The 12,385-nt window shown below is 70.2% G+C and carries 11 protein-coding genes; 2 read left to right on the top strand and 9 right to left on the bottom strand.

The window, feature by feature from the left end; all coding sequences use genetic code 11:
* From ACIHFD_RS12855 to ACIHFD_RS12820, 8 genes are all read right to left on the bottom strand, one after another.
* On the bottom strand, positions 1–937 hold a 937-nt coding region (locus ACIHFD_RS12855), incomplete at its 3' end, for a heavy metal translocating P-type ATPase (RefSeq protein ID WP_397366960.1).
* A gap of 27 nt (positions 938–964) precedes the next feature.
* Positions 965–1,915, bottom strand: a complete 951-nt coding sequence (locus tag ACIHFD_RS12850) for a hypothetical protein (RefSeq protein WP_397366959.1) — start codon at positions 1,913–1,915, stop codon at positions 965–967.
* Positions 1,912–2,124: a heavy-metal-associated domain-containing protein gene (locus ACIHFD_RS12845; protein WP_397366958.1), complete on the bottom strand. Its 213-nt coding sequence runs from the start codon at positions 2,122–2,124 to the stop codon at positions 1,912–1,914. Before ACIHFD_RS12845 ends, ACIHFD_RS12850 begins: the two co-directional genes overlap by 4 nt.
* Positions 2,125–2,152: 28 nt before the next feature.
* Positions 2,153–2,434, bottom strand: coding sequence for a metal-sensitive transcriptional regulator (locus tag ACIHFD_RS12840; RefSeq protein ID WP_397366957.1), 282 nt, complete (start codon positions 2,432–2,434; stop codon positions 2,153–2,155).
* A gap of 885 nt (positions 2,435–3,319) precedes the next feature.
* Positions 3,320–3,778 (bottom strand): GNAT family N-acetyltransferase, encoded by a 459-nt coding sequence (locus ACIHFD_RS12835; RefSeq protein ID WP_397366955.1) that lies wholly within the window; start codon positions 3,776–3,778, stop codon positions 3,320–3,322.
* 14 nt (positions 3,779–3,792) lie between these two features.
* A complete protein-coding gene (locus tag ACIHFD_RS12830; RefSeq protein ID WP_397366953.1) occupies positions 3,793–5,322 on the bottom strand; it encodes an MFS transporter in 1,530 nt (509 codons plus the stop codon).
* A gap of 182 nt (positions 5,323–5,504) precedes the next feature.
* Complete coding sequence (locus ACIHFD_RS12825; protein WP_397366952.1) at positions 5,505–8,237, bottom strand: ATP-binding protein; 2,733 nt, start codon at positions 8,235–8,237, stop codon at positions 5,505–5,507.
* A 68-nt stretch (positions 8,238–8,305) separates the two neighbouring features.
* Entirely contained in the window at positions 8,306–9,334 is a 1,029-nt protein-coding gene (locus ACIHFD_RS12820) for an alcohol dehydrogenase catalytic domain-containing protein (protein WP_397366950.1), read from the bottom strand.
* 357 nt (positions 9,335–9,691) lie between these two features.
* Between ACIHFD_RS12820 and ACIHFD_RS12815 the strand changes: the two genes are divergently transcribed.
* Positions 9,692–10,036: a hypothetical protein gene (locus ACIHFD_RS12815; protein ID WP_350727953.1), complete on the top strand. Its 345-nt coding sequence runs from the start codon at positions 9,692–9,694 to the stop codon at positions 10,034–10,036.
* A 4-nt stretch (positions 10,037–10,040) separates the two neighbouring features.
* On the opposite strand, the gene ACIHFD_RS12810 is transcribed toward ACIHFD_RS12815, so the two are convergent.
* Positions 10,041–10,691, bottom strand: a complete 651-nt coding sequence (locus tag ACIHFD_RS12810) for an Lrp/AsnC family transcriptional regulator (protein ID WP_397366968.1) — start codon at positions 10,689–10,691, stop codon at positions 10,041–10,043.
* 112 nt (positions 10,692–10,803) lie between these two features.
* Here ACIHFD_RS12810 and ACIHFD_RS12805 point away from each other — a divergent pair, with 112 nt between their 5' ends.
* Positions 10,804–12,384 carry an ABC transporter substrate-binding protein gene (locus tag ACIHFD_RS12805; RefSeq protein WP_397366949.1) on the top strand — a complete coding sequence of 527 codons (1,581 nt, stop codon included), beginning with the start codon at positions 10,804–10,806 and terminating at the stop codon, positions 12,382–12,384.
* Position 12,385: the final 1 nt, after the last annotated feature.

The following is a 12,385-nucleotide window of genomic DNA, read 5'->3' as shown; positions in this document are numbered from 1 at the left end:
CGCCCGCGTTCACCGTCGCCCCGGTGACCGCGTCCCCGGGCCGCACCTCCACCGGCACCGACTCGCCGGTCAGCATCGAGGCGTCCACCGCCGAGCTGCCTTCGAGGATGACGCCGTCGGTGGCGATCTTCTCGCCGGGCCGCACCACGAACGTGTCACCGGCCTTGAGCTGGTCGGTGGGGATGCGGCGGCCGTCGGCCAGCTCCACCTCCTTGGCGCCCAGCTCCAGCAACGCCCGCAACGCCGCCCCCGCCCGCCGCTTGGAACGGGACTCAAAGTAGCGGCCGGCCAGGATGAACGCGGTCACCGCCGCCGCGGTTTCCAGATAGATGTTGCCCGAGCCGTCGGTGCGCTCGATCGTGAAGGCGAACGGATGCGTCATCCCCGGCGTGCCCGCGCTGCCGAAGAACAGCGCCCACAGCGACCAGCCGAACGCGGCCAGCGTGCCGACCGAGATCAGCGTGTCCATCGTCGCGGCGCCGTGCCGCAGGTTCGTCCAGGCCGCCTTGTGGAACGGCCAGCCCGCGTACACCACCACCGGCGCCGCCAGCACCAGCGACAGCCACTGCCAGTTCGTGAACTGCAGCGCCGGCACCATCGCCATCGCCACCACCGGCACACTCAACACCACCGCGGTGATCAACCGCTGCCGCAACGGCCGCAGCTCATCGGCAGGCTCCTGCTCGGCCCCGGTGCCGGACTCGGCGGGCGGGGCGGGCAGCGCGGCCGTGTAGCCCGCCTTCTCCACCTCGGCGATCAGCTGCTGCGGATCCACGCCATCCGGGAAGGTGACCTTCGCCTTCTCCGTCGCGTAGTTCACCGTCGCGCTCACGCCCTCGAGCTTGTTCAGCTTGCGCTCGATCCGGTTCGCGCAGGACGCGCAGGTCATGCCACCGATCGACAGCTCGACAGCCTTGCCTTCAGTCAGGGAAGACATCACATCTCCTTTCCTCGTGTCCTGCGATCAATGCGGCTGGTTGCCGTGAGAAGGGCTCGCGCTCGGCTCCGCCGTGGGTTTGGGCTGTCCGGTACCGGCCTGAGCGGTGAAGTCCGCGGTACGGACCTTGCCGTCATGCTGGAAATCCAGGAACAACCGGTAGTCACCGCCGCTGGGCACTTCGGCGTAGAAGGTGATCTCCGGCCCCGCCTTCACACTCTCCTCCGGATGCACGTGCAGATAGGCCAGATCACCGGCCCGCAACGCCACCAGATGCCCGTACGCCCCCAGATACGGCTGCAGGTCCGTCACCGGCTTGCCGTCCTTGCTTACGCTCAAGGTGAGCTTGCTCGCCTGGCCGGGTACGAGATCACCCGCCAGGGAGACCGTGTAGCCATCCACCTCAGCCGTACGAGCCACCGGAGCAAGAGGCTGCGGCTTGTAGTCGCCTGCCACCAGCAGATCCGCACCGAGGGTCAGGCCGCTCCCACCGGTCGGGGCGAAGTCGGCGAAAGCCCGGTAAGCACCCGGGTCATCCAGCGTCAGCTTCACCGACCACACACCATCGGCGGCCATATCCGGATGCACATGCTGGAAGCTCGCCAGATCCCGCGACACCACGATGAAATGCAGCTTCTTGTCATGCTCGACCTGATAGTCGGTCACCGGCCTGCCGTCCGGACCCGTCACGGTGAAACGGAAATCCGTGGGCTCACCGGGCTTGACGGCGGTCAACGGGTTCAGCGTGTAACCGCTCTCGGACACTTGGAGCCCCCCAGGGGTATCGCCCTTCGCTGTTGCGGTGGCCTCCGCATGACCGCCATGACTCTCAGCGGCGGGAGTCGAATGGGTCGCCCCGTGTTCCGGCTTCGCCGGGGCGGGGCCGACCTCCCCCACCGCGTTCCCGACGCCCAGAGCCCCGCCGAAGACCACGGCCAGCCCTACGACGTAGGCACCAAGCTTGGTTGCCGCGTTCATGACCGACTCGCCACCTCATACCCCGCTTCCTCGACCGCGGCCACGATGTCCGCCGCGTCCACAGGGCTGTCACTCTCCACGGTCAGCAGGCCGCTCGCCAGGTCAACCTCCACCGAAGTGACCCCGGACACCTCACCGACCTCCTCCTTCACCGAACTCACGCAGTGCCCGCAGGTCATGCCCGTGACGGCGTAGGTAGCGGTAGCCATATCGATCAACCCTCTCCAGTGATGTCTGTCAGGAACGAACGAGCCGCGCGATGGCGTCGGAAGCCTCTTTGACCTTCGCCTGAGCCTCCGGCCCGCCCTGAGCGGCGGCCTCGGCGACACAGTGCGCCAGGTGATCCTCCAGCAGGGAGATCGCGACCGACTGCAGGGCACTGGTGGCCGCCGACACCTGCGTCAGCACGTCGATGCAGTACTTGTCGTCCTCGACCATCCGCTGCAACCCCCGCACCTGACCCTCGATCCGGCGCAGCCGCCGCAGCTGGTCCTGCTTGCTGTCGCTGTATCCGACCATGTCTCCCCCTTTCGACTTCTCGAACGTACCATACCCCCCTACCGTATTCAAAGCCGAGCCTAGGCCCAGGTGGGAGATCAGGGCCAACCGCTGACACGACTATTAGTCGGCATAGTAGGTTGCCAACCCACACCACACACGAGCTCTGACCGAAGAAGCCCAGGCGGGCACGTCATCGCAGCTCAATGCGAATTATGGTGTTTACACAATGGGCTCTTGCATCTACGTAGCGGACCTATAGAGTCACGCGCAACGCACGCCCTCCCCGATGGGGTCACCTTGCACCTCATATACCCCCCCGGAGGTTATCGCGAAGGTCAGCGCCAGTGGCGACGTCGTGACCATGACGCTCAAGGCGCCCGACCCCGAGTTTCCGCGCCGGATCCTGGCCGACATGGCGATCCTTCCCAAGCACCTGTGGGAGTCGGTGCAGAAGGTGAGCACGGCAGGGGTGACTGGTCGCGCTCACGCTCAACTTCGCGCTCCCCCGGGCGCTCCCGGGCGGCCCGTTCAAGCTGTTCGGCAGCCCGGAGGCGCTGGCCAGGCTGACCGCCGACGAGGGCGCGCAGATCGCCACGCAGTACGGCTTCGGCCGGCCGCTCCCCCAGCAGTTCCTCGACTACCTGACCGGCGTGTTCACCCTGGACCTCGGCACCTCGCTGTCGGATGGCCGTCCCGTCACCCAGGCGCCGGCGGACGCGCTGCCGTGGACGCTGCTCCTGGTGGGGGCACCAGCACCGCGGTGACCGCCGTCCTGGGGCGGAGTGGTCCCCACTGAGCCGCACCGCTCGCCGCACAGCACGCGACCCGAACGACTCCGGGGTCCGGCCACCGCCCCACTCCCCCGTCTTCGCGAGCCAAGCGTCTGCTTGGCCCGCGGACCCATCATGGCTCCCCGGCGGCGTGGGACTCCACCTCCTGCCATCGGCAGATCTTCTTGGAGACCAGGCCGGCCCCGATGCGCTGGTAGAACCGCTGTGCCGCCACGTTGGTCTCGGCGACCTCCCAGCGGATCACCTTGCCGCCCGAAGCGGCGGAGACCGCCCGCATCAGCCGTTCACCGACCCCGTGGCCGCGCTCTCCGGCGCGCACGTAGAGGTCGTCGAGCGCGAGATAGTCGCCGCCCGACCACAGGCTGACCCTCTCGAGCCAGGACACGTACCCGATCGCCCGTCCATCCCTCTCCGCGATCAAATAGGTGATCTCGGGACGCCGGAGCAGCTCTTCCATGCGATCTACGCTCACGGTGATCGCGGCCCCCTGATTCTGGTGTTCAGCGAGCTCACGCAGCAAGCCGTGAACGGTCGCCGCGTCGTCGGCCATCGCGCGACGGATCCACACCATGGTGAATTCCCTTCTCAGCCGGTGGGCGGGATGTGGCGCAGCCGGAGGAGCGCGAGGATCGCCGCGCCGCCCGCGATGACCGCCGCGACGACGGCCGCCACGTTGAGCCCACTCGCGAAGGCCTCACGAGCGGGGGCGAGGACCTGCGCGGCGAGCTCGCCCGGCAACCCCCGTGCCGCCGAGACCGCGCCGTCGAGGCTGTCGCTGCCGGCCGCGACGGCTTCCGGTGGCAGGCCGCCGGGCAGTTCGCCACTGATCCGGGTACGGTAGACGGCGGCGCCGATGCTGCCGATGACGGCGATGCCGAGCGAGATGCCCAGGTCACTGCAGGTTGTCGCGAGCCCGGAGGCCGCACCCGCCTTCTGCGGCGGCACAGAGCCCACGACGAGGTTGGTGGTCAGCGCCATGGACGGCGCGACCGCCGGATAGAGCACCATGAAGCCCGCGACCAGCAGCGGCAGTCCGCCGACGGCGCCGACCTGGGTGAGCATCAGGTAGCCGATCACTTGTACGACCAGTCCGGCCGCGATGAGATATCCCGGGCGGACCCGCCGTACCAGGATCGGGGAGACCGTCGAGACCAGCACCAGCAGGGCCGCCCCCGGCAACACCCAGAGCCCCGCCTGCAGCGGGGAGAGCCCCTCCACCAGCTGCAGGTACTGCGTGACCAGCAGGTACACGCCGCCGAGCGCGATCGCGGCCAGCAGGAAGACGCCCAGCGCACCGCTGACCGCGCGGTGGGCGAACAGCCGCACATCCAGCAGCGGCTCCGGCAGCCGCAGCTGGCGCAGCACGAACCACCCTCCGAACGCCAGCCCGACCACGATGCTCACCAGCGCCGTCGCGAGAGTACCCGCCTTGCCCAGCTCTTTGACGCCGTAGACGACGGGCAGCAGTGTCGCCAGCGACAGCGCCACGCTGAACAGATCGGGCCGGCCCGCCGCCGGGTTGCGGTTGTCGGGCAGCAGCAGGAGGGCGCCGATCGCCACCACCACCATGACCGGCACGGCCACCAGGAACGCCGCACGCCAGGAGTACGTCTCCAGCAGCGCCCCGCCGAGCACGGGGCCGAGGCCGGTGCCCACCGAGATGCCGCCCGACCACACGCCGACGGCGACTCCCCGCTGCCGCGCGTCGGCGAACGTGGCGAAGATCAGGCCCAGGGTGGCCGGCATCTGGGTGGCGGCCGCGACGCCCAGGACGGCTCGCCACAGGATCAGCAGAGCGGGGTCGGAGGTGTTCGCGGCGGCCAGCGAGACCAGGGCGAAGACGACCGCGCCGGCGATCAGCAATCGGCGATGACCGATCCTGTCTCCCAGCGTGCCCATGGTGACCAGCAGCCCGGCCATCAGGAACCCGTATATGTCGATGATCCACAAAGACTGGGTGCTGGTCGGCCGGAGCTCCGCGGCCAGCTGGGGAATGGCCAGGAACAGGATGGTGAGCATCATGAACAGCAACATGGCGGGCAGGACCAGCACCACCAGCCCGAGCCACTGCTTGAGACCGGCGCGCCGGCCGTCGTCGATATCCGCGGAAGACATGAACGTGTTCCTTCGGTGAATGTTCTGGGAGCGAGCCGTCCGGCCCGCTCCAGGGCCGACGATGGGCTTGCGGGCGAGCACTCGTGTGCCGCACCGGCCGGCATCGTCATGACCCGCGAGGGAATTGACGCCCCTACGTTAGGAAGGCCCAGGCGGCCGCCGAATCAGTGAAATCGCCGGTCTCAGGCGGATCGCTCGGCGAGGACCAGCCGCATGAGCTCGGCCCGCGAGGTGATGCCGGCCTTCTGGAAGACCTTGCGCAGGTGGTAGTCCACGGTGCGTGGGCTGAGGAACAGCTGCCCGGCGATCTCCCGGTTGGTCAGCCCCTCTCCGACGGCCAGCGTGATGCGCAGCTCCTGTGGGGTGAGCGTGCTCAGCGTGTCCGCCTCGGGCGCGCGGGTCCGGGCCGACTCCCCGGTGGCGCGCAGCTCGCCCAGCGCGCGTTCGGCCCAGGTGAGGGCGCCGATGCGGCGGAAGGTCTCCGCCGCGGCGCGCAGGTGTTCCTGAGCCTCGGAACGCCGCCGGTCACGCCGCAGTTGCTCGCCGAACAGCAGTTCCGTCCGGGCGTGCTCCAGCGGAGCGTCCGACCTGGCATGCAGCCGCAGGCTCTCCGCGTAGTGGGCCTCGGCGCCGCCGTCGGTGCGGACCAGCGCCTGGCAGCGGGCCGTGAGCGCGCCCAGGTCCGGCGAGGCGATGCGTTCGGTCCACTGCGCGTAGCGGGCCGTGGCCGCGGCGGCCCGATCCCGCTCGCCGGCGCGGACCAGGGCCTCGACGAGGTCGGGGACGATGGCCATGACGAGGTCCGGGGGCGCGTCGGCGTCCCAGGCACCGACCGCCCCGAAGTGCCGTACGGCCTCGCGATGCCTGCCCGCGACCAGCTCGATGAGCCCGAGCGCCCGCCTGGCGTAGAACATGGCGTCGGCCAGGTCGCGGTCGCTCGCCTCGGCCAGCACGCCGGAGGCCAGCTCGCCGGCGTCCTTCCGGCCCCGGATGGCCGCGGACAGCGCGAGCAGCCCTCGGTTGCGGCATGCCGTGTTCGGCTGGCCGACCTCGGCGGCGAACTGGCAGCCCTCCTCGGCGTGGGCCTCGGCGAGCCCCAGCCTGCCGCGCGAGATCTCGTCAGCCGCCTGGTACTCGAGGTTCCACGCGAGCGCGCCGAGGGCGCCGCTGTTGCGTGCCAGTTGCCCGGCGTTGCGGAACAGGCGCCCGCTCAGCTCATGGTCGCCGAGCGCGCGGGTGATCGACCCGGCCAGGGTCATCGTGATCGGATCGGTGAGCGACTCGATGACCGCGCGGTCGCGTACGGCCGGTCCTGGATCGCGGCCTGTTCGTGCCCGGCCGGCGTTCCGAAGGAGCAGGAGCACCGCGTCCTCCGGGCCGTCCGGGTCGTCCGGGGCCGACCCGATCTCGTCGAGCCAGCCGGCGAGGTCGGCCCAGGCCTGTGGCCGGTTGGCGCGGACACCGAGGTTGCCGTACATCGCGACGGTCGGGGCGAAGCGGCGCCGGTCGATCCGCAGGACGCGTGGGATCCAGGGCTTGATCAGGTCCATCGCGTCATCGGGCGAGCCGGCGAACTCGGCCACGATGGCTCGCATGACGGCCACGGAGATCCGGTCCGTCTCCTCCAGGGAGGGCTCGCGCTCGGCCTGATCGAGCAGCTCGGCAGCCGCGGCGGTGAACCCGCCCTGGGCGGCGGCGTGCGCGGCGGTCCACAGCCGCCGTCCCCTGCGCGGGCCGTCGACCGTGAGCTCGGCCGCCCGCGACAGCGAGGCCATGGCCGCGGCCGGGCCCCCGCGCAGGGCCGCCTGTTCGGCCGAGTGCTCGAGCTGGTCGGCGGCGTGCTCGTCGTGCCCGACGGCGGCCTGCCCGAGGTGCCAGGCATGGCGGTGCTGGTCGGCCGGGGTGTCGAAGGCCGCGGCGAAGGCACGGTGGATCGCGACGCGCCGGTTGCCCGTGGCGCTGTGGTAGACCGCTGATCGGATCAGCGGATGCCGGAACGCCAGCCGCGGCCCGTCGTAGGTCAGCAGCTCGTCGAGCTCGGCGCGATGCAGCAGATCGGCGGCGATCCCCATCGAGGTGGCCGCCTTCTCGATGGTCTCGACGCTGCCCGAGCCGTCGGCGGCGATCAGCTGGAGCAGCGGCAGTGATTCGACATGCCGCGCCCGGATCCTGGCCAGGAACGACCGCTGCAGCCGGTCGGTCATGGCCGGCGGCTCCGGTGTCCCCTCCGGCGGGATCCTCCTTCCGGCAAGCTCGAGCAGGGCCAGGGGATTTCCCCCGGTGATCGCCAGCAGACGGTCCTGCTCACCCTCGCTGAGGCGCCGCCCGCCCGCGCGCCCGGCGAGCAGCGCCCTGCCCGCTTCGGGTTCGAGGCCCGCGAGCGGGATGCGGCGCAGGTCGGGCAGATCGGTGCCGTGGCCCTCGTCGGCGCGCGCGGCCAGCGCCACCGCGATGGGCTCGTCGTCCAGCCGGCGGGCGACGAACGCCAGGGTCTTCAGCGTCGGCCGATCGGCCCAGTGCGCGTCGTCGACGACGCACAACACCGGCTTCTCCCCGGCCGCCAGGGACAGCAGCGACAGGGTCGACAGACCCACCAGGAACGGATCGGGTGGCGTGCCGTGCGCGCGCCCGAACAGGACGCGCAGAGCCTGCGCCTGCGGGTCCGGCAGCTCGTGGGCCCGCCCGAGCAGGGGGAGCAGGAGCTGGTGCAGCGTCGCGTACGCGAGATCGGCCTCCGGCTCGACGCCCACCGCGCGGAGCACCCGGAACCCCGCCGCCCGCTCCGTGGCGTGTGACAGGAGCGCGGTCTTCCCGATCCCCGGCTCGCCGTGGAGGATCGCTCCGCCGCCGCGTCCCTCGGCGGCGTGCCGCAGCAACGACTCAAGCAGTTCGCTCTCGTCGTCTCTCCCCAGCACACGCCGAGCATAGAAAGCACCGGCACCTGTGACAAAGCGAGCCCACCGCTCCAGCCCAGCCACCGTGATCAGTTACCCGTGGTCAACACCATGCGGAAGCGGGCCCGGCCGGAGAGCATCTTCTGGAACGCCGCACCGGCCTCCTCCAGCGGGACCTCCTCGGTCCACGCCCGGACGCCGTTCCGGGCGGCGAACCTCATGGTGTCCTGGGTGTCGACCGCGATGCCGGAAGCGTGCCCGTGCACCCGTCTGGCCGCGTTCACGAGCTGCAGGGGCGTGATGTCCAGCCGCTCCATGTCGACGCCGACGATGATGAGCTCGCCGCGGCGGCCCAGCCCGTCGATCGTCCGGGACATCGCCGCGGCGTTGGTCACCGTCGCCAGCACCACCTTGGCTCCCCCCTGCGCCTGCAGTGCGTCGGCCATGTCCTCGGCGGCGGTGTCGATGTAGTGGGCCGCGCCGAGCTTGTGGGCCAGCGACGCCTTCTCGGGACCGCGGGCCATCGCGACGGTGTCGAAGCCCATCTTCGCGGCGAACTGGACGCCCAGGTGCCCCAGGCCTCCCAGACCGAGGATCGCCACGGTGTCGCCGGAGCGCGCGGAGCTGCGCCGCAGCGCGTTGTACACGGTCACGCCGGCGCAGGCCAGGGGCGCGGCCTCCACCGCCGTGAGCTCGTCCGGGACCGCGGCCAGGGCGACGGCCGGCACCACGACGGAGTCGGCGAACCCGCCGGCGTACGCGACACCCGGCACCTGGAGCTCGGGACAGAGGATGCCGTCGCCCTCCCTGCAGGCGTCGCAGTGGCCACAACTGCCTCCGTACCAGCCGACCGCCACGCGATCACCGACGGCCCAGCCGGCGACGTCGGCGCCGATCGTGTCGATGCGTCCCGCGATCTCGTGACCCGGCGTGACGGGGTACGTGGTGCCCGGGATGTGCCCGGCGATGATCAGCGCGTCGGAGTGGCACACCCCGCACGCCTCGACGGTGACCCGTACCTGGCCCGGGCCCGGCTCCTGGGTGTCCACCCGGACCAGAGACATGTCCCCGCCGGGCTCGGCGACCTGTACGGCACGGTGCGTGGCAGAAGAAGACATGCCGTCTCCTCTTCTTACGGAAGCAGCGGCCCCGCGGCGAGGCCCTCTCCTGCGCCCCCTTTCCTGTCCACCGGCCGTCGAACCTGGTCAGAGCGGGTTTGCCAGGCTTTGAGAACGAGGAGGGGGCCGTCGTGTACGGTGAAGGCCCAGCGGTCCGGGGCGGCCGTGACGCGCTGGTAGACGTTCTGGCGAGACTGCGCAGGTCCCGCATGGTCCGCGGTGGCGGGCCTCCTCCATGGAAGGGTTCGCGTACGGGCCCCCAGGGTGACGATCCCGGCTGGACGGATTGTCGATCATTGACCGCTCCCCTCACGATCCGTCCAGACGAATGCTGATATTTCGGGAATGTGGGCCACCATGACGGGCGTGAATCTCAACGGCCGCAAATTCGTGATGGTGAGCTCGACCGCGAGCGCAGTCGACCCGGACAGCCCGACGGAGTTCCTGTACCAGGAGTCCGACGGGGTGGTGTGGGGCAGCTACTCCGGCGACACCGTGACCCACGGGCGTTTCGTGGGCATGCGTGACGACGCCCAGGTGGCGATCTCGTACGCGCACGCGCTGAAGGCCGGCGGGAAGGCGGGCGGCCAGAGCAGCAGCCGCATCGAGAAGGGGGACGACGGGCTGCTGCGCCTGGTGGAGGAGTTCAGCTTCGACGGGGACGACACGGTGCACGTGAGCGTGTGCAGGGAGGTCGGCTGATCACTCAGTCGTCCTTGCGGAGGGCGGCGCGGCCCTCGGCGGCGCCGACGAAGCGCATCTTGCCGAGCGGCACGCCGCCCTGCGCCCCCTCCTGGACGGGCCGCCGCGCCGGACGGGCCCGGTCGCGATCACGGTCGCGGTCGCTGGGCAGCACGTACGGCCGCTTCAGCACCTCGTCCAGGATGAACACGGTCTCCGTCGCCTTGACCGCCGGGATGTTGGCCAGCCGGTCGGTCACCATGGTGTGCACGGCGGCCACGTCGGACACGCGCACCTGGATCATGGCGTCGTGCTGCCCGGTGGTGATCGCGCAGTACTCCACCTCCGGCATCCGGGCCAGCTCGGCCCTGAACTGCTTCCACATCTGCTGGCGTACGGTCACGAAGATCAGAGCGGTGATGCCGAGCCCGGCCCGCACGTGGTCGATCTCGGCGGTGAAACGCTTGATCGCGCCGTCGGCGCGCAGCGCCTCGAAGCGCGTGTAGGCGTTCGCGCGGGAGATGCCCACCCGTTCGGCCAGTGCGGCCACCGAGATCCTGCCGTTCTCGCGCAGGACCTCGAGGATCTTCATGTGGATGTCGTCAAGCTCGAGACCGATGCCGATCCGTCCAGGCTGACCGCCGCCGCCGACACCATTTCTGGAAATTTCACTCATCATTACCTCACTGACCTTTATATACGTCTCACCGACCGCACAGTGCCTGGACGTTCTGCCGCACAATCCTCGACATCTTCCTGCCGAACGTCCAAATCTTGGAGGACCCATCATGGCGACCCGCTCGCAGACGGCGGCTGTGCTGCTCGCCGGTGCACTCGCCCTGGCCGCCTGCGGTAGCGGCGGCGGCTCCCAGACTCCCGCCGCGTCCGGCGGTGGGGGCAAGACCCTCGTCATCGACACGTCCTTCGACCTCAAGACGGCCGACCCGGGCCGCACGTACGAGCCGACGGGCCTGATCGTCGGCAAGGCCGTCTACGAGACGCTGCTGACGTTCGACGGCGCCGACGTGACCAAGCCGGTTCCCGCGCTCGCGGAGTCGTACGAGCTGAGCAAGGACGGCAAGATCCTGACGCTCAAACTGAAGAAGGGCGCCACGTTCGCGGACGGGTCGCCGTTGACGGCGGACGACGTGGTGTTCTCGCTGACGCGCGTGCGGGACATGAAGGGCACGCCGTCGTTCCTGCTGGACGGCGTCGAGGTCGCCAAGACCGACGACTCGACGATCACGCTGACGTCGAAGGCGGCCAACCCGGCGCTGCCGTACATCCTGCCGAACCCGGCCCTCGGCATCCTCAACAGCAAGGTCGCCAAGGAGCACGGCGCCACCACGGACGCCCAGGACAAGGCCGAGCAGTACCTGAACTCGGCCTCCGCGGGCTCCGGCCCGTACCAGATCGAGTCGTTCAACGTGAGCAGCCAGGTCACGCTCAAGGCGAACCCCAAGTACTACGGCACCAAGCCCGCCTACGACAAGGTCGTCATCCGCAACGTCGAGGCCGCCACGCAGAAGCTGAACGTCCAGCGCGGCGACAGCCAGATCGCCCTCAACCTGTCGGGTGACCAGGTCACCGGCATGCCCGCGACCCTGCAGGTCAAGAAGACCGCCTCGGCGAACGTCATCTTCCTGCTGGCCAACCAGGACTCCGCGATCAGCAAGACGACGACGAACCCCAAGTTCGTCGAGGCGGTCCGCAAGGGCGTCGACTACGCGGGGCTGCTGGAGTTGGCCGGCGAGGGCTCGGCGCAGGCGCCGGGCGTCATCCCGTCGCAGCTGCTCGGCGCGCTGCCCGCCGACCAGGCGGCCAAGCGGGACGTCGAGGGCGCCAAGGCGGCGCTGGCCGCCAGCGGCGTGTCGAACCCGACCGTCAAGCTGGAGTACCCGAGTGAGCTGACCGTCAACGGCCTGTCCTTCCAGCCGCTGGCCGAGCGCATCCAGGCCAACCTCAAGGAGGTCGGCATCACGGTCGACCTGCAGCCCGCGCCGGTCACCACGGCCCTGGACAACTACCGCAACGGCAAGGAGGAGATGGGCCTGTGGTACTGGGGCCCGGACTACCCCGACCCGAGCGACTACCTGGCGTTCCTGCCGGGCAAGACGGTGGGTCTGCGGGCCGGCTGGAAGGCGGGGGCGGCCAAGGAGATCGAGGCCGCCGGTGACAAGGCCGCCACGGCGATCGGCGACGACGCCCGCAAGGCCGCCTACGTGGACGTGCAGACCAAGCTGAACGCCTCCGGCCCGTTCGTCCCGCTGATCCAGCCCGGCCAGAACATCGTGACGGCGGCGTCGGTGACCGGCCTCGAGTACCACCCGGTGTGGACGGTGGACGTGGCCGACCTCGGCGTGAAGTAAG

The organism is Nonomuraea sp. NPDC051941 (genome assembly GCF_044593615.1).
Note: the sequence above shows the minus strand (reverse complement) of the source record. Positions and strands in the feature narration are given on the sequence as shown.